The 22,396-nt window shown below is 48.8% G+C and carries 23 protein-coding genes; 3 read left to right on the forward strand and 20 right to left on the reverse strand.

Going from position 1 to position 22,396, the window contains the following annotated elements:
- Window positions 1-39 precede the first annotated feature (39 nt).
- On the forward strand, window positions 40-1,629 hold the full coding sequence (locus XMD530_RS10195) for a sensor histidine kinase (protein ID WP_173483498.1): 1,590 nt from the start codon (window positions 40-42) through the stop codon (window positions 1,627-1,629).
- A complete protein-coding gene (locus XMD530_RS10200; protein WP_173507115.1) occupies window positions 1,622-2,317 on the forward strand; it encodes a response regulator in 696 nt (231 codons plus the stop codon). The genes XMD530_RS10195 and XMD530_RS10200 overlap by 8 nt, the downstream gene beginning before the upstream one ends.
- Window positions 2,318-2,377: 60 nt before the next feature.
- Here XMD530_RS10200 and XMD530_RS10205 read toward each other — a convergent pair whose 3' ends face one another.
- The 4 genes from XMD530_RS10205 to XMD530_RS10220 form a co-directional block, all read right to left on the reverse strand.
- Window positions 2,378-3,880: a tripartite tricarboxylate transporter permease gene (locus XMD530_RS10205; RefSeq protein WP_173482060.1), complete on the reverse strand. Its 1,503-nt coding sequence runs from the start codon at window positions 3,878-3,880 to the stop codon at window positions 2,378-2,380.
- 3 nt (window positions 3,881-3,883) lie between these two features.
- Window positions 3,884-4,321: a tripartite tricarboxylate transporter TctB family protein gene (locus XMD530_RS10210; RefSeq protein ID WP_173482061.1), complete on the reverse strand. Its 438-nt coding sequence runs from the start codon at window positions 4,319-4,321 to the stop codon at window positions 3,884-3,886.
- The gene (locus XMD530_RS10215; RefSeq protein WP_217363566.1) at window positions 4,321-5,292 is read right to left on the reverse strand and encodes a tripartite tricarboxylate transporter substrate binding protein; all 972 of its coding nucleotides are present in this window, start codon (window positions 5,290-5,292) and stop codon (window positions 4,321-4,323) included. The genes XMD530_RS10210 and XMD530_RS10215 overlap by 1 nt, the downstream gene beginning before the upstream one ends.
- Window positions 5,293-5,466: 174 nt before the next feature.
- A complete protein-coding gene (locus tag XMD530_RS10220; protein ID WP_173483497.1) occupies window positions 5,467-6,141 on the reverse strand; it encodes a FadR/GntR family transcriptional regulator in 675 nt (224 codons plus the stop codon).
- Window positions 6,142-6,224: 83 nt separating this feature from the next.
- On the opposite strand from XMD530_RS10220, the gene XMD530_RS10225 reads away from it, so the two are divergent.
- Window positions 6,225-7,373, forward strand: coding sequence for an alpha-hydroxy acid oxidase (locus XMD530_RS10225; protein ID WP_173483496.1), 1,149 nt, complete (start codon window positions 6,225-6,227; stop codon window positions 7,371-7,373).
- A 22-nt stretch (window positions 7,374-7,395) separates the two neighbouring features.
- Here XMD530_RS10225 and XMD530_RS10230 read toward each other — a convergent pair whose 3' ends face one another.
- The 16 genes from XMD530_RS10230 to XMD530_RS10305 form a co-directional block, all read right to left on the reverse strand.
- A complete protein-coding gene (locus XMD530_RS10230; protein ID WP_173482064.1) occupies window positions 7,396-8,727 on the reverse strand; it encodes a hypothetical protein in 1,332 nt (443 codons plus the stop codon).
- Window positions 8,721-9,452, reverse strand: coding sequence for a hypothetical protein (locus XMD530_RS10235; protein ID WP_173482065.1), 732 nt, complete (start codon window positions 9,450-9,452; stop codon window positions 8,721-8,723). The genes XMD530_RS10230 and XMD530_RS10235 overlap by 7 nt, the downstream gene beginning before the upstream one ends.
- Entirely contained in the window at window positions 9,445-10,431 is a 987-nt protein-coding gene (locus XMD530_RS10240) for a VWA domain-containing protein (protein ID WP_173482066.1), read from the reverse strand. Before XMD530_RS10240 ends, XMD530_RS10235 begins: the two co-directional genes overlap by 8 nt.
- The gene (locus tag XMD530_RS10245; protein ID WP_173483492.1) at window positions 10,431-11,423 is read right to left on the reverse strand and encodes a VWA domain-containing protein; all 993 of its coding nucleotides are present in this window, start codon (window positions 11,421-11,423) and stop codon (window positions 10,431-10,433) included. The genes XMD530_RS10240 and XMD530_RS10245 overlap by 1 nt, the downstream gene beginning before the upstream one ends.
- Window positions 11,413-11,739 (reverse strand): hypothetical protein, encoded by a 327-nt coding sequence (locus XMD530_RS10250; protein WP_173483491.1) that lies wholly within the window; start codon window positions 11,737-11,739, stop codon window positions 11,413-11,415. The genes XMD530_RS10245 and XMD530_RS10250 overlap by 11 nt, the downstream gene beginning before the upstream one ends.
- Complete coding sequence (locus XMD530_RS10255) at window positions 11,732-12,634, reverse strand: DUF58 domain-containing protein (RefSeq protein WP_173482069.1); 903 nt, start codon at window positions 12,632-12,634, stop codon at window positions 11,732-11,734. Before XMD530_RS10255 ends, XMD530_RS10250 begins: the two co-directional genes overlap by 8 nt.
- 10 nt (window positions 12,635-12,644) lie before the next feature.
- The gene (locus tag XMD530_RS10260) at window positions 12,645-13,607 is read right to left on the reverse strand and encodes a MoxR family ATPase (RefSeq protein ID WP_173482070.1); all 963 of its coding nucleotides are present in this window, start codon (window positions 13,605-13,607) and stop codon (window positions 12,645-12,647) included.
- A gap of 118 nt (window positions 13,608-13,725) precedes the next feature.
- Window positions 13,726-15,126 (reverse strand): Si-specific NAD(P)(+) transhydrogenase, encoded by a 1,401-nt coding sequence (sthA, locus tag XMD530_RS10265; RefSeq protein ID WP_173482071.1) that lies wholly within the window; start codon window positions 15,124-15,126, stop codon window positions 13,726-13,728.
- 39 nt (window positions 15,127-15,165) lie between these two features.
- A complete protein-coding gene (nqrM, locus tag XMD530_RS10270) occupies window positions 15,166-15,399 on the reverse strand; it encodes a (Na+)-NQR maturation NqrM (protein WP_173482072.1) in 234 nt (77 codons plus the stop codon).
- A gap of 3 nt (window positions 15,400-15,402) precedes the next feature.
- A complete protein-coding gene (locus XMD530_RS10275) occupies window positions 15,403-16,449 on the reverse strand; it encodes an FAD:protein FMN transferase (protein WP_173484066.1) in 1,047 nt (348 codons plus the stop codon).
- Between the two features lie 3 nt (window positions 16,450-16,452).
- Entirely contained in the window at window positions 16,453-17,682 is a 1,230-nt protein-coding gene (gene nqrF, locus XMD530_RS10280; RefSeq protein WP_173482074.1) for an NADH:ubiquinone reductase (Na(+)-transporting) subunit F, read from the reverse strand.
- Window positions 17,683-17,712: 30 nt separating this feature from the next.
- Window positions 17,713-18,321, reverse strand: a complete 609-nt coding sequence (gene nqrE, locus XMD530_RS10285) for an NADH:ubiquinone reductase (Na(+)-transporting) subunit E (protein WP_173482075.1) — start codon at window positions 18,319-18,321, stop codon at window positions 17,713-17,715.
- Window positions 18,321-18,980 carry an NADH:ubiquinone reductase (Na(+)-transporting) subunit D gene (locus tag XMD530_RS10290; protein WP_173482076.1) on the reverse strand — a complete coding sequence of 220 codons (660 nt, stop codon included), beginning with the start codon at window positions 18,978-18,980 and terminating at the stop codon, window positions 18,321-18,323. Before XMD530_RS10290 ends, nqrE begins: the two co-directional genes overlap by 1 nt.
- Before the next feature lie 2 nt (window positions 18,981-18,982).
- On the reverse strand, window positions 18,983-19,765 hold the full coding sequence (locus XMD530_RS10295) for a Na(+)-translocating NADH-quinone reductase subunit C (protein WP_173483483.1): 783 nt from the start codon (window positions 19,763-19,765) through the stop codon (window positions 18,983-18,985).
- Window positions 19,755-20,963, reverse strand: coding sequence for an NADH:ubiquinone reductase (Na(+)-transporting) subunit B (locus XMD530_RS10300; RefSeq protein WP_173482078.1), 1,209 nt, complete (start codon window positions 20,961-20,963; stop codon window positions 19,755-19,757). The genes XMD530_RS10295 and XMD530_RS10300 overlap by 11 nt, the downstream gene beginning before the upstream one ends.
- Window positions 20,964-20,976: 13 nt before the next feature.
- Window positions 20,977-22,317: a Na(+)-translocating NADH-quinone reductase subunit A gene (locus XMD530_RS10305; protein WP_173482079.1), complete on the reverse strand. Its 1,341-nt coding sequence runs from the start codon at window positions 22,315-22,317 to the stop codon at window positions 20,977-20,979.
- Window positions 22,318-22,396 lie beyond the last annotated feature (79 nt).

Genomic DNA, 22,396 nt, shown 5'->3' on the forward strand with positions numbered 1-22,396 from the left:
TGGCATCATTGCGACAACAAAAATGATAAGAGTACAGGGATGAAAGCACCTCGCCTTAAAATCAGCACCCGCTTAACACTACTGGTCAGTCTATTGATCCTGACGCAGGCGATTGTGTTGGGAATTTTCACCCTAAGATATCTAGCGGATTCACTCGAAGATCAGATCGGTCAACGCGCCCTGCAGCTCTCGTCAATGATCTCTCAAACCCCCTCTATTCGCGACGCTGTCAGTCGCAGTGATAGTGACGCTGTCCAAGCCATTGTAGCGGACCTCAGATTAGCAACCGACGCCAGTTTCATCTCTATTGGCGACATTGACGGCATACGTCTCGTTCACCCAAAACCAGAACGCATCGGCAAACCGATGGTGGGTGGTGATAACTATCGCGCACTGGAACTCGGTGAGAGCTACATCTCTAAAGCCGTTGGCAGCCTTGGGGAGTCAATCCGAGGCAAGACACCGGTGCTGGATGATCAGGGTAAGATCGTCGGCGTGGTTTCGGTCGGTTATTTAACCAAAACCATCGACCAGACCATCTTTAACTATCAAGGCACCGTCATCGTAGGCACCTTTGCCCTACTCTTGGTATCGATTATGTTGGCCATGTGGATTGCACGCCGTTTTAGGTCTGCCATTTTTGACCTTGAACCTCACGAGATCGCTGCCCTATTCCTAGAGCGAAACGCCACGCTAGAGTCGGTTCGAGAAGGGATCATCTCCATTAACTCAAAAGGTGAAATCACCACCTTTAACCGAGCAGCCTTGAGAACACTGGGGATTGATGATCAAGATGTTTCAGGACGCCCACTCAGTGAGGTGCTTCCCGATTCAAGAATGCCCATGCTGCTTGAGACCGGTGAAGCCGAGTACGACCGAGAGACTCTCGTCAACGGCCGACAGCTGATCATTAACCGATTACCCATAGTTAAAGAGGACCAGGTGGTGGGTGTGGTTGCCAGCTTCCGCCCAAAAGATGAGTTGACGGAGGTGAGCCGAAAGCTAACCCGCATTCGCCAGTATGCTGAAGCACTTCGTTCACAAGCACATGAATACGCCAATAAACTGCACACCATTGCAGGTCTTATCAGCTTAGATGCCAAGCAGGAAGCGCTCGATCTTATTGGGCAGGAGACTAAGGAGCACCAGGAGCTATTAACCTGGCTAAAAGAGTCGGTGGCAGATCCGGTCGTAGCAGGCTGTATACTCGGAAAATTCAATCGCGCGAATGAACTAGGACTGACACTTGAGATTGATGAGGGTTCACAGCTTCACCAACTTCCGTCTCATATTGAATCACAGCAGATGGTGACGTTAATCGGCAACCTCATTGATAACGCTTTTGATGCCTCACTTTCGGCCCACTCCGAAGAGGTACGTCTATCAATGACCGATATGGGCTCGGATATCATTATTGAGGTCGAAGATGACGGTGAGGGTATTGATCCCAACAAGATCAACAACCTATTTACCTCAGGCGTCAGCAGCAAAGGCGAAGGTCGCGGCATAGGACTATTTTTAGTGCAAGAGACCATAGAGGCCCTAGGTGGCCACATTACTGTTGAGGCCTCACACTCAGGCGGAAGCCGTTTTACCCTCTATCTACCAAGGAGTGGCAAGGATGTCTGATACATTGAAAATACTGATCGCTGAAGATGATCCACAGATTGCTGAAATTCAACGACGTTTTGTGGAGCGCATCGATGGCTGTGACGTCATAGGCATTAGCCACTCAACCCGAGACGCACAAGATATGCTCGACGTTTTCCAGCCGGATCTTGTGCTGTTAGACATCCACTTCCCTGACGGAAGCGGTTTAGATCTTCTTAAAACCCTGCGTTCAGGGGACTCACAAACCGACGTCATCATGATTACAGCCGCTAAAGAGGTCGATAGCCTATCCGAGGCTCTGCGCCTGGGTGTGTTTGACTATGTTCTGAAACCCTTAGTTTTTGATCGACTCTCTGGCGCCTTAAACCAGTACAGATCACATAAAACCACCCTTACCAATCAAGCTAACGAGCTGTCTCAGCAAGATGTTGATCAACTGCTCTCGCGTCACAGAGAGAGCAAAAACAGCAGCCTTAAACTTGAAGCTCTACCCAAGGGGATCGACCAGATTACACTGGATAAAATCGTTGCGGTGTTCAGGGAGAGTCATGACTCTTTAAGTGCAGAACAGGTAGGCGAGCGCATTGGCTCTAGCCGCACCACCGCGAGACGCTATTTGGAATATCTAGTGGGACAAGAGCGACTCAATGCCGATATTAACTATGGCACGGTCGGCCGACCTGAACGGCGCTACAAAGGGCTATAAACAAAAAAACGCTGAGTCTTATCAGCGTTTTTTATTAGAGCATCTACCAACCTGTCGTGGTTAGCTACTCTGCGTAGGTGGTTTCAATTTGCCACGGAAGATGAACGGCGCTAGGAAGCCAAGAACAGCAGCAATCCATAGACCGACTGAGATGTTACTGCTGAACAGATAGGTCCAGTCACCATCAGAAAGCACCATCGCACGGCGCAGGTTCACTTCCATGTGACCACCCAACAGGATACCCAGAATCACCGGTACTGAAGGAATGTCCATCTTGCGAAGCAGGTAACCCAGCACACCAAAGCCAATCATCAATAGTAGATCGAAGTAGCTACCGGTCAGTGAGTAGATACCGACAAAGGCAACCAGGGTCACACCTGGCAGCAGAATCGCAGGGGATACCTGTAGCACTCGGCTGAACATCTTCACCATTGGGACGTTAAGCACCAACAGTACAACGTTGGCAATCAGTAGTGAGGCGATCAAACCCCAAACCACCTCAGGTCGATCGTTAAACAACGTGGGACCTGGGGTGATATTCAACGTCATCAACAGTGCTAGCAGAACGGCTGTTGTACCTGAACCCGGAACACCTAGCGTCAACATAGGTACTAACGCACCCCCTGCCGCCGCATTGTTACCCGCCTCTGGTGCAGCGATACCACGTGGATCACCTTTACCGAACTGCGAGTTGTCACGTACCGATGACTTCTCTTGCATGTACGCCAAGAAACTACCCAACGAAGCACCTGCACCCGGCAATAGACCTGCAATAAAACCGATCACAGTCGCTTTTAGCATGGTCCATTTAGTGCGAGCAATGTCTGCCCAAGGGATACGTACTTTCTCTAGTTTCACGCCTATGGCAGAGTCTTTACCGTGTGACTCAATAAACACCAGTACTTCAGAGACCGCAAAAAGACCAACGATGGCTACCAAGAAGTCGATACCATCAAACAGGTGCATGTTATCGCCGGTAAAGCGAGTCATACCCGTTGAAGCATCCACACCAATAGTCGCGATTCCCAGACCGATACAGACGGCTAATGCTGCCTTAGCCTGGTTGTTAGAACCGATACCACCTAAGGTGGCAAAGGCCAGCATGTAGAGCGCAAAGTACTCGGCCGGGCCGAACTGGTAAGCCACACGAGCCAACAACGGCGCAAGCAGCATTAAACCAATGGTCGCCAACAGTGCACCGACAAACGAAGCGACACCTGAGAGTACCAACGCATCTCCGGCGCGACCTGCTTTGGCCATTGGATACCCATCAAGACAGGTCATCATAGCCGGCTCATCACCCGGGATATTCAGAAGAATCGAAGAGATACGACCGCCGTACATGGCGCCGTAGTAAACACTCGTCATTAACACCAGTGCCTGAGTTGCATCTAGACCAAATGAGAATGTTAAAGGAATTAGTATCGCAACACCGTTCGATGGACCTAGACCCGGCAGAGAGCCGATCATCGTTCCAAGGATACAGCCTGCTATAGCAAGGGCCAGGGTAAATGGCGAGAGCGCCACATCAAAACCAATGGCCAAATTTGCAAAGATATCCATACCCTACCCCATCAACCAGCGCGGTAGCGCGAAAAGACTTAAACCGAAGATGAACTTAAAGATCAGGAACAGCGCTCCTGAGAAAAGCACTCCAGTCACCACAGCATTTTTTGCTCTAGCTTCAATCAGATAGGATACAGCGGTACCGGCTATCGCGGTTGAAACTAAGAAACCCAGCGGTTTAAGTGTGTAGGCATAGAAAACCAGCGCTACAACTGCAAAGCCAATGTGCATAAAGGTTGTTAAACCTGGCCACTCTGGCTCTTGATCCGGTTTCATGATCATCACAAGACCACAGATTACCGCTACCGACGCAATCATCATCGGGAAGGCTTTTGGGCCGAGAGGATCAGAGAAAAAAGGCTCTTGCAGTTGAGTGGCGCCCGCGAAATACGCGAGCGCCAGCACAACGACGATCAACCCCGTTATGCGATCTGTCATTACTTGATTACACCAAGCTCTTTAGACATATCTTGTACTTCCTGCATCACACCGTTTAGGTAGTTCTGGAAGTCTGGGCCCACTTTCGTGAACTTAACAAGACCGTTTGCTTCCATAGCGTCCGCCCACTCTTTAGAGGCTGCAACCTGAGCTAGCGCATCAGACCACTGCTTGTAAGAAGCTTCAGACGCACCTTTTGGAGTGTACAGACCACGCCAGTTAACCGCGACAACATCGATACCCTGCTCTTTAGCCGTTGGAATCACAGCATCTAGACCTGGAATTTCGATACGCTCGTCAGTGAATGAAGCCAGTACGCGAACGTCGCCGTTTTTGATGAAGCTTACAACACCTGAGATGTCACCTGTCATTGCTGACGTAAAGCCACCAACTGTCTGAGTGATCGCATCCGCGTCACCATCAACTGCGATGTACTTAACCTTACGGATATCCGTGAAGCCTTTACGTTTCAGCGCCATTAGGACTTTAAGGTGATCGTAACCACCTGCAGCTGATCCACCGGCAAAGGCGTGCTTACCTGGGTTCGCAATGACATCATCAAGAAGCTCATTCAGAGTCTGGTATGGCGAGTCTTTAGCAACCACGATAACACCAGGGTCAGCACCGATAGCACCTAGGAAGCGAACCTGATCAGACGTCATACCTGAGTAAGCGTTTTGAGCTAGACGCGTTGCTGTAGCTGTTGAAGCAGCAACAATAAGATCACCGTCGTCGTTACGCTCGTTAACCACGTGCGCGTAGGCTAGACCACCGCCTGCACCCGCCATGTTAGTGACTTGAACGGGATCTTTAACTGCACCGATGTCATGCATGATTTTGCCGATTTGACGACAAGTGAAGTCCCAACCACCGCCTGGGTTAGCAGGTGCAATACACTCGGCCGCCATAGCAGAAGAGGCAACGCTCATTGCAACGCCTGCTGCTAGAAATTTAATTTTTGCTAGTTTCATTTTCTTCTCCTTGTTATGAACACTGACATCGCAGTTTGATGAACAGTTAACGGGAATTTAAAAAAATCAACTCTTAAGAAAAAGCTTGTGGCGATAAGGATTATTAATTCTATAAACAGCATTTTGTTCATAAAGTTCACAAGAAAGCTTAACAGTATGGAATAAAAGAATTGTCTATTGACGGGCGAACGCTAACAAAGAGCGTGTGTAAAGCACATGCTCTCTTGCCGCCTCCTGCGCGGCTAACCGATCCCCTTGTTCAAGAGCCGAGAATATCTGCTGATGCTGTGGATTAATCCTCTCAGGATATCGCCCATATCGTTTAAGTGTTAGATCTAAGGCCTTGTAAATAGAAGAAAAATAACGGTTGTAGAAGAGCTCGCTTAAACTAGCGACTACGAGGTTGTGGCTGTATTTAGCGATCAGCATATGAAACTGAAGATCCGCTTTTGCACGAATCAATGTCGTGTTCTTTTGACTCCGCAGCTGCATCTTCTCGAACTCAGATCGAATGATTGCAATCTGCTTTTTCGAAGCGTTTTCAGCACAACATCCAGCGGCCACAGATTCAATAAAAGCTCTTAACTCAAGCACATCCCTAACGTCATTCAATGTCGGCTCCGCTTTCACCGGTAAATTAAGAACCACACTCTCTAAGGGGTTAACCAGACGAGTAAGACGTCCCTGCTGTTTAATGAGCAGACCGGCGGCAAGCAACTCTGACATAGCCTCCCTGATCGCACTTCGTGATACTGAAAAGTGAGCGGCCAACCTTGACTCAGACGGAAGGGTTTCGCCTGCTCGAGTGGTATCCATCAATAGCGATAACAGAGAAGAAGTGATCGACATAACTGGTCTGACAAGTGGTGTTTATTTTCTGCAAGAGTACGCTGCAACAGGATAGAGTGCAAAAAAAGTTAAGGAGCCCATCAATGAGTATCATTTGCGAACTATCTGACCTACGTCGTCTTTACCACAAACGTGTCCCTAAAATGTTCCAAGGCTACTGTGAGTCTGGATCATGGACGCAACAGACGCTGGCAATGAATGACTCTGACTTTAACAAGATTCTGTTTCGTCAGCGCGTGGCGCGCGATCTTGCACCCCGGACCTTAGCGACTCAAATGGTAGGACAGGACGTCACCATGCCGGTAGCCATGGCACCTGTTGGTCTTTTGGGTATGCAACACGCCGATGGTGAGATCAAAGCAGCGCAAGCTGCAGAGGCCTTTGGCGTTCCTTTTACTCTGTCTACCATGAGTATCTGTTCCATTGAGAAGGTAGCCGAAGCAACCACCAAACCTTTCTGGTTCCAGCTCTACGTTCAGAAAGATCGTGAATTCACTAAGAAGCTGATCGAACGTGCCAAAGCTGCAGGCTGCTCCGCTCTGGTTGTTACACTGGATCTGCAGATGATAGGTAAGCGCCACGCAGACCACCGCAACGGTATGACCGCACCTCCCCGCCTGACTATCCCTAACATTTTAGATATTTCACGTCGTCCACGCTGGGCATTCGGCATGTTGGGGACTAAAAATCGTGAGTTTGGCAACATCCAAGGCTGTGCGACCGGCGTTGATGACATGAACGATCTAATGAAATGGACCGCTGGATCCTTTGATCCCAACCTAGATTGGGACGACTTGAAGTTCTTCCGTGAACTTTGGGATGGCCCTTTGATCATCAAAGGCATTCTAGAAGCTGAGGATGCGAAGAAATGTATCGAGCTAGGTGCCGACGCCATTGTCGTCTCAAACCACGGTGGCCGTCAGTTAGATGGTGCTCGCTCATCGATCAGTGTTCTCCCAGAGATTGTTGATGCTGTTGGTGATCAGATCGAGGTCTGGATGGATGGTGGCATCCGCTCTGGCCAAGATGTGATTCGTGCTCGCGCACTGGGTGCTAAAGGCGTGTTGGTCGGCCGTCCTATGGTCTATGGCCTTGGTGCTATGGGTAAAGCGGGTGTGACAAGGATGTTAGAGATTTTCCATGAAGAGGCAGAATTGACCATGGCCTTTATGGGACATCGTGACATTGCTTCTGTGTCTAAAGATGACATTGTCATCAAAGGCGAACTCTAAAAAGAGCGATCAATTGGTAAACCTAAAGAGTTAATCGATTGATCAATGCTCGTTTTATCTCTTCAAGAGGCGCTTGATCGCTTTTAGAAAAAGCCAATTGGTTAATGCTGTGAGCTAGCCAAGTCGCCTCTTGATCACCTTGCGCATCGGCCCAGTGTTGTAGGGTTTTATAACGCTCGCTACCCTCTGCCCCAGCACAACCACTCGCTAACACGAGTGATCTAAGCTGATCAGCCGTCGTTGCTGAGTAGATCGCACGTTTAAACGCCTGTACTCTTGCTCTTCTTTGCCTAAATGCTCCCGCTAAAAGAGTCACTTTAATGAGGATAGCGACAGCGATTATCGATAAGAGCACAATGGCGGTCATTGGCAATTTCCAGGGCGCTTTAAGCAGCAGATCAACTGTGTCTAATCGCCCCGTTAGTGTATTAAAGAAAGGGAGTTTTACTGTGACAATCTGGCCAAACGACCAGCGCTTATAGGGGACAAAAAATTCACCCTCAGAATCTATGATTTGATCTGTAGAAATAGCCATCGCTCTGGCTAGCGCACTTCTTACACCCCATAAGGTTTGCGCCGAAGACCCTGCAACCACCTGGACACTGATTCGCCAACCAAGCTCACCCTGCTGTACCTCAATATTCGGCTTGCCGATACTGATGCTGTTTGGCAGATAGCTTGGCAGAGGTAAGACTTCAATAACCTGAGCTGGTAGATAGAAAGTCCACCGGCCACGCCCTCGTTGGATAATGGGTGGTAACTCAATGAGGTAATTTCCAGACTGTTGGGCAGAGAAGCGCCAACACCGTTTTGCGATGAGCTGCTCCTCAAATAAACCTGTTCTGGATAGTGTCTGCACTGCAGAGATTCCCGGAATTTCCAGCGACTCAATCTTAATACGGTTGCGTTGCTCAGATAACGGCATACTCACACAACTCTCAATGGATTCGCCTTGCCAGATCTGTTCCGGCAGTGTGTCCCAGATAGGTGTAATGTCTACATTATTAACCACCGCAGGTGTCACCATCAGATTAAAACGCTGCGATTTAGCCCCACCCAATGCTAGGGGGCCCAAGGTTAGCAGACCTGATTGTCTTGGAAAGAGTGTAAGGCGCTGCTTTACTTCTACCTGCCCATCGGGCAATTCTCTCTCTTTACGATAACCTTTTTCTGTAAACACCTGAGTTTGCCAACGCTTAACATTCAACTCATCTGGCGAGGTGGGGCCAACATAGAGGATATTGACTATCACAGAGCGGCCCTGCTCGATCTGATCTTTTTCAGGCAGGATAGACAAGTTGGCCGCATGAAGCTGCCCGATGCTGAAGACGAGCATCAATAACAGTTTTACCACGGCCGTTCCCCCTCCACTTTGATAGGAGTTGGATCGATGCTATTAGGTAAATCTAACTCAAGGCGCATCACACGACTCAATAACTCTGCAGTCGTTCCGGAGTCGGTCGATTCAGTTCTGATCCAGCGTGGCTGGTACTCCAGCTCGCTCTGCCTGCCTAAATGCTGATCGATGGAGGCCATTAACAGGGGTTTGACCTGATCGGCCGATAGGTTAAGTATATTTTCCGGAAGCTCCTGACTGACACCAAGGTAGACACCTTCGGCCACCTGATCCAAAAGGTCGATCGGTAGGTTACCTGAAGCGTTATGCCAATCGGCTTTATCGGCACTCTTTTGAATATCCAATAACAGCTGCTTCATTGATGCTTCGAGTGAACGCGCAAAGGCTAGGTTCACCGCTATTTTTTTCGCATCCACCCCAAACTCTTCTGCCTCTTGGTAGAGCAACTTAGCTTGTGTGTATTCGCCTCGGTAGAAGTGAGTATTCGCCAGGTTAAACAGTGCAATCCCACGATCAATATTCGATTCAGAGGACCAGACAGCCGACGCAAAATTGAGCTGCGCGCACTCCCAATCTTGCTGACGATAGCAGGCTTCTGCTTGCTGAAACTGTGATTCATATTTCGAAGGTTCAATAAACTGCGGAACCACCCAATAGGTCAGCATCACTAACAGCAAAAGTAAGCCATAACCGAATAGCGCAGCTCGTTTTAGACTAACCATTCGACCACCTCGTTGGTGAACGATGAATGAGAACGACTATGAGCAGAAGTGCTATCAATAGCGGTATCGAAAACCACTCAGACCAGACAACTCGGGCGTAGTTCTCTGGAGTGATACGCCTAGACTCAATATTGAGCCACTTTAGCAAGGGCTGCCCTAACAAGGATTCCGGTGTCCTGTAGCTAAAATCAGGATGCAGTGACGCCAGCGATTTAAGAAAGGTGATGTTCATTTGAGTGTTTGCCGAAGGGTGACCGGGTACTTGAGTAGGCTCTCCACCGCCCAACCCGATTAGATTCAGTGTCATCGGCATAGAGGCATGCAGGGATACTAGAGCGGACTCTATGCTCTCGCTGTTTTCCAGAGCCACATCTCCATCCGTTAAAAGCACTATATGGCTTTTTGTATCAGGCCCCCTTGGCAGAGACCGAATGGCCGACAATGCCTCAACTAGGTTACTCCCAAGAGTGGGCAGATAAAACTCATCACCTTGAGCTAGAAAATGTTGGATTAGATGACTGTCCATGGTCGGTTTTAATAGCCAGTGTGCACTGCCAGAAAAAGCTAATAGACCTGTCTCAACGATCTGTACATCAGGGTCCAGCCAAGAGTTTGCCAGCTCGGTGGCTGCAGTTATGCGAGGCACCACACCCTGAAGACCTCGCGCATCTATCGCTCGCATGGAGTCTGAATAATCCAACAGGATAATGACTCGATCCTGCGCTGATGTAAGATCATTTGGTATGAATTGGGGGGTTCTAGGTCCCGCTAATGAGAGGATCAAAAGCGCCCAAACCGATGACAATAAGAGCGGCTTTAACCCCTCCTGTCCAGAGCGACTGGGTGGCTGAACCCAAGGGAGCAGCTCATCATCGACCAGCTGTGTCAGTCTCCTTTTTTCTCTAACAGTAGAGATAACGAGAATCGCCAATGGCAATAGCATTAGCCATAGCAGAAGAGGTTCGCGCCAATAAACCATCAGACGCTCCTCCTAACAAAGATCAGTATCAGCAGCGTGAGTCCAGACAGAATAAACCAGGGGTAGAGCGGCTCCACCAAGGGCAATGTATTAATCGATCGATTCTGAGTCGTCTGCTCACGTGAAATGGTTTGCAGAGCCTCTTCAAAAGCATCGATGTTCAGAGCGTGAAACATCTTGCCGGCGCCCGCTTTAGCCACTTCATCCAACAGAGCGAGGTCCACGGGATCATAGACAAATCCGGCACGCGCTTTCTGTTCCTGAGAGAGCTCAGTCGAGCCTATCGCAATGACATAGAGAGTATAGCCGGCATCAGCTAGGGCTTTCGCAGCAGCTTGTGGAGAGGTTTCACCCAACTGCATACCGCTGTCGGTCACCATCACAACGACAGGATTAAGATCCGTTGGATAGTTGTCACTGACCAGCTTGAGTGAAGCCGACATGTCGCTTAAACGCCCGCCGAGTGTCACCCTAATACGAGCAATGGCTTGTGTCACGGCGTCTCGATCATCGGTAAACGGCAACCAATGATAGGGAGGGTTACCCATAATACTTAGGCCAATACGATTACCCTGAAAGCCATTAACGAACTCTGATAAGAGCTCTTTGGTAAGGCTCATTCTTTCAATCGACTGTTGACCGTCAAAATAGTCTTTCAGCACCATCGTGATGTTAGTATCCACCAATAGCACTAGGTCTACAGGATCTTTCTGATCTGGTAGCTCAATGGTGTCACGGTAGACAACGGGTTGCGCCAAAGCCAATACGAATAATGTCATCGACATCAACAATAGCCGTTCACGACGAGGCTGGTATTGCGATGCTTCCGGCTGTTCATTAGTCAGTTCGCCATAAAGAGGGTAACGAACTCTCTCTCTTTGCAGTAGGTCTGGCCAAGGCGCATCAGAGTCTCTTCGACGCCAAAAGAGAATCAAAATCAGAGGCGTTAGTAACAACCAAAGAGGTTGTAACATTCCCCAATCAGAGAACATGTCGCGCCCTCTTGATCAATGTTTGAACTTCATCAAGTGTCGGTTCAACAGGTTGAAACCGCAACCTGTTCAGTTCCTGTAGTAAGGCAGTGTCAATGACCATGATTCCCGCTAATTGATGACAGCCCTGACGCGGCGTCATTGACTGATTTGATAGTGCGCGCTGCAACTTTGCCAGCGGTGTAAAAAAGCGGTACCAAATTGCAATAAATAGGGTGAATAGTACTGTCAGAGAGAGTATAGCCGTCAGTGCCAGATTGGATGAGTGGTCAACCATTGGCAAAATATCGAACAGCCTTAACGGTGCTTCATTCATGATACTCACCACCTAACAGGCTCAGGGTAAACTGATCGAGCGAACTACAGACCTCAATCAGTGGGATGCCTGATTGTGACATTAGATCCTGAATCTCTAACAACCGATTCAAGTAGGCTTGATGAATACGAGCGATGGACTCTTGGTCATCGACACAGAACCTCTTAGGACCCCAGATCAAATCACGACCTAACAGCGCCTTTGGATCTCTCTCCATGGGGTCTGAAATGAGGAACGCGCTCAATGATCTCTTTTCTGATAGTTCAGTTAAAAGCGCTCGGTGATCTGAGTTCAACGATCTAAAATCTGAAATCAAAATGACTTTAGCACCGGTGGGTGTATCAGAAACAAGTTGCGTTAAAACAGCATCCCAGTTGATCGCTGAATTCTGCGAAGGCGGTGCAGGCGAGACCAAAGCCTCACAGAGAAGGTTGAGCCAGTCATCCCCCACCCTAGAGTCAAACACAGTGGCATTCTGCTCTAATAAAAACGCACCCAGTGCATAATCTTGCTGATGGTAAATACCTGCTAACCAGAGTGACAATCTAGCCGCTTGAGTGACTTTCAGACGCTTCTTTGTGCCAAACCGCATGGTTGAGTTGCGATCAACGACCAACTGAAGAGGTTGCTGAAATTCACTGCGGTAGGATCTAACTAACCACTCTTGAGATCGAGCAGAGGCGCGCCAATCGATCTTTCGAGGGTCATCCCCAAACTGAAACACCCTTAGGTCATCAAATTCCGTACCACTGCCTAATAATGCTGCTTTATTAGCACCACTGTTTAGACGTTGATTAATCTGACCTACTACCTGTGAAGCCAAGGCAGCGCCAGAGGCAATCAGTTGTGCTATCTCATCAGGAGTCAGCAGTGGTTGGTCAACTAAGCTGTTCACAACAGACCTGTTAAACCGCGGGGAGCGTCTCTAAAAGACGATGAATCACTGCCTCTTCAGTTACCCCGTCGGCCTTAGCCGAGAAGCTGAGTACCAAGCGATGACGAAGTACATCAACGGCAAGCGCATAAATATCCTCAGGAAGCACAAAATCACGCTGATTCAGTAGTGCTCTTGCGGTCGCCGCCTGAAGCAGAGCAATCGACGCGCGGGGCGACGCACCCGCTTTCACATACCCACACCACTCTGGGATGTATTGATTTAATCGACGAGTGGCAGAGACCAACTCTATCGCAAACCGCTCTACCCTTTCTTCAATAAAGACACTGTTTAACGACTCTCTCAGGGCAAGAAGCTCACTGGGTGTCAGTAGGGCCTGCATGTCGGCCTCGACATGCCCCTCCTGGGCGGCACGAGCTCGACGAGTGATCTCGATCTCTTCATCGATGCTTGGGTAGTCCAATACGATCTTGAATAGGAAACGATCCAGTTGAGCTTCAGGCAGAGGGTAGGTACCCGATTGTTCTAGGGGGTTTTGAGTTGCCAACACCATAAAGACAGGAGGCAGAGGATAGGTTTTACCGGCCACCGTGATTTGATGCTCGGCCATGGCTTCCAACAGTGCAGATTGCACCTTAGGTGGCGCACGGTTGATCTCATCAGCCAGTAACACCTCATGAAACAGTGGTCCTTCGATAAAACGGAAGCTGCCACTATTGGCATCGAACACTTCACTGCCAGTCAAATCGGCTGGCATAAGATCCGGTGTAAATTGAACACGCTGAAAACGGGCATTCATTCCCGCGGCGAGAGAATGAACCAGAGTTGTCTTAGCTAGACCCGGTGGGCCTTCAAGGAGCACGTGCCCGCCACTGAGTAACGCAATAAGAAGACGATCGATCACAGACTCTTGGCCGACGATGATCTCTTCGATTTTAGACCTTAACTCATGCAGTGGTGTCAGCTCGCTCACGGTTCAAACCCCTTCGGTGAAGTAATGAACCATTGTAGCTAATTTAGTTATACCGTTATAGATCTTTGGCTTAAACAAAAAGAGCGCCCTAAGGCGCTCTTAACAACCATAGAATAGTTTATTTACTCTCTAATCGGTTTAGGCCCGCAAGAGCAGCAACACGGTAGGCTTCAGCCATGGTTGGGTAGTTGAAGGTGGTGTTTACAAAGTACTTCACAGTATTCGCTTCACCCTCTTGTGCCATGATCGCTTGGCCGATGTGGATGATCTCGGATGCTTGGTCACCAAAGCAGTGGATACCCAGAATTTCCAGAGATTCACGGTGGAACAAGATTTTCAGCATACCAACGGGTTCACCGGAAATCTGAGCACGCGCAGTATCTTTAAAGAAGGCTTGACCCACTTCGTAGGGTACCGCTGCCGAGGTAAGCTCCTCTTCGGTTTTACCGATCGAGCTGATCTCTGGAATGGTATAGATACCTGAAGGCACTTCACTGACAAAACGAAAATCATCGGCATCCAACATATCTTCTGAAGCGGCACGCCCTTGATCAAGCGCTGCTGATGCCAGGCCAGGCCAGCCGATCACATCACCTACAGCGTAGATACCATCGACTTCCGTACGGTAGTGATCATCAACATCCAACTGTCCGCGACCGTTGGCTTTCAAACCGACCTTATCAAGATCAAGTTGTGCGGTATTGCCGGTACGACCGTTACACCATAGGAAGGCATCCGTACGAAGGACCTTACCAGACTTCATGGTGATTACGACACCGTTCTCTGTCCCTTCAATCTTGTCATACTCTTCGTTGTGACGAATCATGACGCCGTTGTTGCGTAGGTGGTAACTCAACGCATCAGAGATCTCGCCATCTAGAAAAGATAGAAGACGATCACGATTGTCGATCAAATCCACTTTCACCCCTAACCCACTGAAGATAGAGGCGTATTCACAACCGATAACACCGGCACCGTAGATCACCATATTGCGTGGTGTATGGCAGAGTTTAAGCACAGTGTCTGAGTTGTAGATACGTGGGTGGTTAAAATCAACATCCGGTGGACAGTATGGGCTGGAGCCCGTTGCGATGATGATGTTTTTCGCTTTGAGCGTATCAGCACTGCCGTTATTACCTACAATACTGACTTCACTGTTTGAAACCAGCTTGGCTTCACCAAAGAAGAGATCAACACGATTGCGCGCATAGAAGTTAGTGCGTAGCATGACCTGATTAGAGATCACCTTCTCGGCACGACTTAACACTTTAGGAAATGAGAACCAGCGTGGTTCACCGATATCACGGAACATTGGGTTGGTGTTGAACTCGATGATCTGTTTAACGGAGTGACGCAGCGCTTTAGAAGGGATGGTACCTTTATGAGTACAGTTACCGCCGACTGTGGACTGCTCTTCGATCACCGCTACACGGCGACCTTTTTTAGCTGCATTCATTGCAGCACCCTCACCCGCAGGACCCGAGCCAATTACCACTACATCGTATTCGTAGGCTGCCATTTAGTACCTCAACTTTCCTTGTCGTTATCGTCGATCGATCTACTTAACTTCGTAAGCTAGATCGTCTTTATTAATCTCTTTCTTTTGGACCGCGTCTTGCTCGCCATCACAATCTTCGGGACGACCGCCACAGATATCACAAACGGTATCCATGCCAAGTGCACTCATGCCACCACAAGAGCCCTTAATTGGCTTATTCGAGAAGATCACGCCTACTGACATACCAACGATGACAACCAGTAGAACAATAAATGTAATGACCATAATTTCCATGGCTTACTCTCCTTCTTGAACAAAGGCTTCAAACTCTGCTGTTGCCTGTTCGATAAATGTATCACCCTGCTCTGACTTATATAAGAAGTAGGCTGCTATCCCCTCTTCTTTGGCGAACTCAAAGCCTCTGTTTTCGCCCATGACCATCAGGGTCGTTGCTAATGCATCCGCCTCAGCACAGGTCGGCGTTAATACGGTTACTGACGCTAAGCGGTGAGTAATCGGTTTACCCGTCTCAGGATTAATGGTGTGCGAAAAACGGATACCGCCTTCCTCAAAGTAGTTTCGGTAATCACCGGATGTAGCAATCGCCGTATCCTTAACATTAATGATTCGTCCGATACTGCGCTCCATCGATGCCGGTGACTCAATGGCAATGCGCCAGTGTGAACCATCTGGCTTCAAGCCTTTAGCGCGAAGCTCACCGCCGATCTCAACCAAATAGTTGTAAATACCTTCGGCTTCGAGAGTCTCAGCCAGTTGATCAACGCCGTAGCCTTTAGCGATGGCCGACAGATCAACATACTGCTGTCCTAATTTTCGCAAACGAGTGGGGTCTTTTAAAACCTCGACTTTTTGGTAACCAATACGTTCCTTCAACGAAGCGATCTCTGCCTCGGTAGGTGCCTTTTCGATACGGCCATTGGGCCCAAAGCCCCAAAGGTTAACCAACGGACCCACTGTGACATCAAACGCCCCGCCGGATCGTTCACTGATCGTCAATGACTGCTCTACAACCGCTGCCAGCGCGTCTGAGACTTCCATCTCACTGCCTGCAGGAAGCTTATTAAAGGTCGAGAGTTCACTATTAGGAATGTAGGTCGACATCTGCTGATTAACGGTTGCTAGAACCTTACCGGCACGATTGCGAATATCGTTGATTCGATCTTCATTAAGGTCAACCCAGCGCATACTGAAGGTAGTGCCCATGGTTTGACCATCAATGCCAACCACCTTCTCATTTTCAAAAAAGTTACAGCCCGTTAGAACAAAAACGGCCAGTAGCATAGCTACCGGCCATTTAATAAGGCTTTGAAAACCTGAAATCATCTATTAGCCACCGAAGTCGTCAAGCATGATGTTCTCACGTTCAACACCTAGGTTGAGTAGCATGTCGATCACCGCTGCGTTCATCATTGGTGGTCCACACATGTAGTACTCACAATCTTCTGGCGCTTCATGATCCTTCAAGTAGTTCTCTAGAAGGACGTTATGGATGAAGCCAGTCAGACCTTCCCAGTTATCTTCTGGAAGTGGATCAGACAGAGCTAGGTGCCATTCGAAGTTTTCATTCTCTTCAGCCAACTTGTCGAACTCTTCTGTGTAGAAGGCTTCACGAACAGAACGTGCACCATACCAGAAAGAGATCTTACGCTTAGAGTTTAGACGCTTAAGCTGATCAAAGATGTGTGAGCGCATCGGCGCCATACCTGCACCACCACCGATGAAGACCATCTCATTGTCAGTCTCGCGAGCGAAGAACTCACCGAATGGACCGTAAACATCAATCGTATCACCTGGTTTCAGGCTAAATACGTACGATGACATGATGCCTGGTGGCACATCGTCACGACCTGGAGGTGGCGTTGCAATACGGATATTAAACTTAACCACACCGCGCTCTTCAGGGTAGTTCGCCATAGAGTAAGCACGAATCGTTGTTTCGTCGACTTTAGAGACGTAACGCCAGATATCGAACTTATCCCAATCTGGGTGGTACTCTTCCTCGATTGCGAAGTCTTTGTAGTTTACGGTGTGTGGTGGACACTCTAGCTGAACGTAACCCCCTGCACGGAAGTCGACGTTCTCGCCTTCAGGCAGACGCAGGGTCAGCTCTTTGATGAAGGTTGCGACGTTCGGGTTAGAGTCAACCGTACAGGTCCACTTCTTAACGCCGAAGACATCATCTTCAACATGAATCTTCATGTCCTGTTTAACAGGCACCTGACAGCTTAGACGCCAGCCCTCTTTTGCTTCACGCATTGTGAAGTGTGACTCTTCAGTAGGCAACATAGAACCGCCACCTTCATGAACTTCACACTTACACTGGGCACAGGTACCGCCACCACCACAAGCAGAGGCAAGGAATACACCCTTGTCCGCTAGAGTCTGCAGCAATTTACCGCCTGCAGGCACTGTGATTGTTTTTTCAGGATCACCGTTAATTTCAATTGTTACATTGCCGGAGCTAACCAGCTTAGCGCGGGCAGCCAAGATAATAGCAACCAGTGCCAGTACCACGACTGTAAACATCACCACGCCTAGGATGATTTCTGCATTCATAGCTAATTCATTCCTCTCCTAGTAGACCAGTTACAGAGACACGCCAGAGAATGACATGAAGCCTAGCGACATCAGACCGACAGTGATGAAGGTGATACCTAGACCACGCAGACCCTCTGGTACATCTGAGTACTTCAGCTTCTCACGAATACCAGCCAAGGCTGTGATCGCAAGTGCCCAACCGATACCTGCGCTCGTGCCGTAAACAACACTCTCACCAAAGGTGTAGTCACGCTCAACCATGAACAGCGCAGCACCCATGATTGCACAGTTAACTGTGATCAGTGGTAGGAAGACACCCAACGCGTTGTAAAGCGCTGGAACGAATTTATCTAGGAACATCTCTAGGATCTGAACGATCGCAGCGATAACGCCGATGTAAGAGATGTAACCTAGGAAGCTAAGGTCAACTTCTGGGTAACCCGCCCAAGCCAATGCCCCTTCACGAAGCAATAGGTTGAAGATCAGGTTGTTTACTGGAGTCGTAATCGCCAATACAACGATAACGGCTACACCTAAACCAAAGGCTGTTTGAACCTTCTTAGAGATCGCCAAGAAGGTACACATTCCCAAGAAGAATGCGAGAGCCATGTTCTCAACGAAGATCGCCTTAACGGCAAGACTGATCATCTGTTCCATCAGTGAGAACCTCCTTTAGTGTTAGCCGCCATTTCAAAATCTGGCGCCTCAACTTGTTTTGGATCCCAAGAGCGGATGATCCAGATGAAGATACCGATTAGGAAGAAGGCACTTGGAGGAAGCAACAATAGACCGTTGCTCTGGTACCAACCACCATTAGTGACTAGCGGAAGAATCTCGATACCGAACAGTGAACCGGCACCAAAGAGTTCGCGGAAGAAACCGACAAACATCAATACAGCGCCGTAACCAAGACCGTTACCAATACCATCTAAGAAGCTTGGTAGTGGTGGGTTCTTCATCGCGAAGGCTTCTGCACGACCCATTACGATACAGTTAGTGATGATCAAACCAACGAATACCGAAAGCTGCTTAGAGATATCGTAAGCGTAGGCTTTCAGGAACTGGTCAACAACGATTACCAAGGATGCAATGATCGTCATCTGAACGATGATACGGATGTTACCCGGGATATGGTTACGAATAATCGACACGAACATGTTCGAGAATGCGGTAACCACAATAACAGCCAACGACATAACCAGTGCCGTTGCCATGTTTGACGTAACCGCTAGTGCAGAACATACACCCAAGATTTGCAGTGCAATTGGGTTGTCCTTAAAGATAGGGGTCGTCAAGATCTCTTTTGACTTAGCCATGATTAAGCGTCTCCTGCACGAAGGTTAGCCAAGAACGGAGCGTAGCCGTTTTTGCCCATCCAGAATTGAACAAGGTTAGTGACACCGTTACCCGTCAACGTTGCACCTGAAAGGCCGTCAACTTTGTACTCAGCGTTAACTGTCGATGAATCAACCTTACCTTTGATCAGCTGAAGCTCTGGCTTCTGCATGTCATTGGCGTAGACTTTTTTGCCCGGCCAGATCGCTTTCCAAGCTGGGTTGTCCACCTCACCACCAAGACCCGGAGTCTCTGCGTGTGAGTAGAAGCCTAGACCGACCACTGTATTTAGATCACCTTCCAATGCTAGGAAGCCGTACAGCGTTGACCAAAGACCGTATCCGTGAACAGGCAGGATGATCTTATCCAGTGCACCGTTATTGCCTTCTACAACGTAGACTGGCATGAAGTTAGGCTGACGCTTGATCGACGCTTTATCATCTTCACGCGACAGTGATTTTGATAGCGCAGGGTCTTTAGCCGCCTTCTGGATATCGAACTTAGCACCGTCTACTGCATCAGTGAACTTGCCTGTTTCCATATCAACAACTTTGGTTGTGATCTGTGCGAACAGCTCATCAACCGATTTGCCTGGTTGAAGAAGACCCGCTGCCGCAAGAATGTTTGTCTTACGGTCAAGATCTTTGTTAGCAACCTGTTTGGGTTTAAGGATGACAGCTGCTGCTGACACCACTACCGAACAGATTACACATAGCAGAACGGTTACCGTAACCGTTTTGCTAATCGTATCGTTATTAGCCGACATTACGTGCGATCCTCCGTTTGATGTTCGCTTGCACCACGAAATTATCGATGAGCGGCGCAAAGAGGTTCGCGAATAGGATCGCGAGCATCATACCTTCTGGAAATGCTGGGTTAACCACGCGGATAAGAACAACCATCACGCCGATTAGAGCACCAAAAACCCACTTACCTTTATCCGTCATTGAGCCAGAAACTGGGTCGGTCGCCATAAAGAACATACCGAACGCGAATCCACCCATAACAAGATGCCAGTAGAAAGGAACGCTGAACATTGGATTGGTTTCAGAACCGATCGCATTGAACAGTAACGTGGTCGCAACCATGCCGAGGAAAACACCGGCAACAATTCGCCACGCGGCAACACGAGCAAACAGCAACACTGCACCACCAATCATGATCGCCAATGTTGAGGTTTCACCCACTGAACCTTGAATCGAGCCTAGGAAAGCATCCATCCAAGTCACGTTTGCAGCAAGAACGCCCTCGATACCACCGGCAGCGGCTAGACCAAGCGGTGTTGCACCTGAGAAGCCATCAACTGCGGTCCAGATCGCATCACCTGACATCTGTGCTGGGTAAGCAAAGAATAGGAATGCACGGCCTGTCAGTGCTGGGTTAAGGAAGTTTTTACCAGTACCACCGAACACCTCTTTACCGATAACAACACCAAAGCTGATGCCCAGTGCGACCTGCCATAGCGGAACAGTCGGAGGAAGAATCAGTGAGAAAAGGATCGAAGTTACGAAGAAACCTTCGTTCACTTCATGGCCACGCTTCATTGCAAATAGGACTTCCCAGAAGCCACCTACAATAAAGGTCGTTGCATAGATGGGTAGCCAGTACATGGCACCATGTAGGATGTTATCCCAGGCGCTTGTTGCGTCGTAACCTGCAAGAGCAGAAATTACAGCACCCCGCCAGCCTTCCGCTTCGGTCAGGCCAAGCACTTCCATTGCGCTGTTTGCTTGGAAGCCAACATTGTACAGGCCAGCAAATACCGCAGGGAAGGTACACATCCAAACCAGGATCATCATACGTTTTAGGTCAACCGCATCACGAACGTGTGAGGCTGTCTTAGTCACGGCACCTGGCGTGTAGAAAATGGTATCTACCGCTTCGTAGAGTGCGTACCAGTTCTCGTACTTACCACCTTTGTGGAAGTGAGGTTCTAAAGAATCAAAAAAACCACGTAAGCTCATAATCTTCTCCTCCTTAGGCTTCTTTCTCTATACGAGAAAGGTTGTCACGAAGGATCTCGCCGTACTCATATTTACCTGGGCAGGCAAAAGTACAGAGCGCCAGATCTTCCTCTTCCAGCTCAAGACAACCAAGGTCCATAGCAACAGCGATATCGCCGACAACCAGTGAACGAAGCAGTTGAGTTGGAAGAATATCTAGGGGCATCAAACGTTCAAACTGACCAGTAGGAACCATGGCACGTTCTGAACCGTTTGTTGTTGTAGTAAAGGCAAACTTTTTACCCGGCTTGAACATAGATACAAACATGTTCATCACAGAGAATTTCTCTGTGCCTGGTGCTACCCAACCCATGAATTCACGTTCTGTGCCTTCACGAAGAACGCTTACCTGGTTGGCGTAACGCGCAAGGTAAGCGGTTGGACCAGACGCTTTAGCACCATTCCAAACAGAGCCATTGATCACACGGTTATCGCCAGCTTTAAGCTGACCAGCCGTCAACTCATCAAGTGACGCACCAACACGTGTTTTAAGCAGCGTAGGCACCTCAACTTGGGGACCCGCTAAAGATAGGTAACGCTCAGTGCTCAAACGACCCGTTGTAAATAACTTACCGATCGCGATCACATCTTGGTAACCCAAGTACCATACCTGCTTGTTACGGTGAACAGGATCAAGGAAGTGAATGTGTGTACCTACGTTGCCGGCAGGGTGAGTACCTTCAAAGGTTTCTGTTGTAACACCAGATACGGAAGGTAGCTCTGTACCTGGAGCTGCACAGAGATAAACGTTGTTGGCTTGGATGCGAGTCAGAACGGTTAGACCCTGTTCAAACGCCTCTTTTTCGGCACTTAGAACAACGCTAGGGTCCATCGCTAATGGATTGGTGTCCATCGCAGTCACAAAGATCGAACTTGGTACCGCATCGACTGCTGGTACCTTACCGAAAGGACGAGTTCTTAGAGAAGCCCACAACCCTGAAGCAATTAGGTTTTCACGAACCTGAGACTCTTCCAAAGAGGCAAGCTCAGAAGCTGCGTAACTAGAAAACTCAACTGCGTCTTCGTCTGAATCCAATTCAATGACGACTGACTGTAGCACTCGACGTTCACCGCGATTAATCGCAGTAACAACCCCTGCACCAGGAGCTGTGAATTGAACGCCATCATTCTTCTTATCAGTAAAGATCACCTGACCGAGTTTTACTCGATCCCCTTCCCGAACCATCATTGTTGGTTTTAGACCAACGTAATCGGCTCCTAGAAGCGCCACAGTTTTAACATCAGCTGAAGGGGATACCTTCTGTTCTGGTGCACCTGTGATAGGCAGATCTAGACCCTTTCTGATCTTGATCATTCGCTTTATTCCAATCCGCTAAAAATTTTTAAAGCCTCGTACTGAAACCATCTCGCTCTTTTGAAGCTCAATCGTACAG

The sequence above is a fragment of the Marinobacterium sp. xm-d-530 genome (genome assembly GCF_013283365.1).
Lineage (GTDB): Bacteria > Pseudomonadota > Gammaproteobacteria > Pseudomonadales > Balneatricaceae > Marinobacterium_E.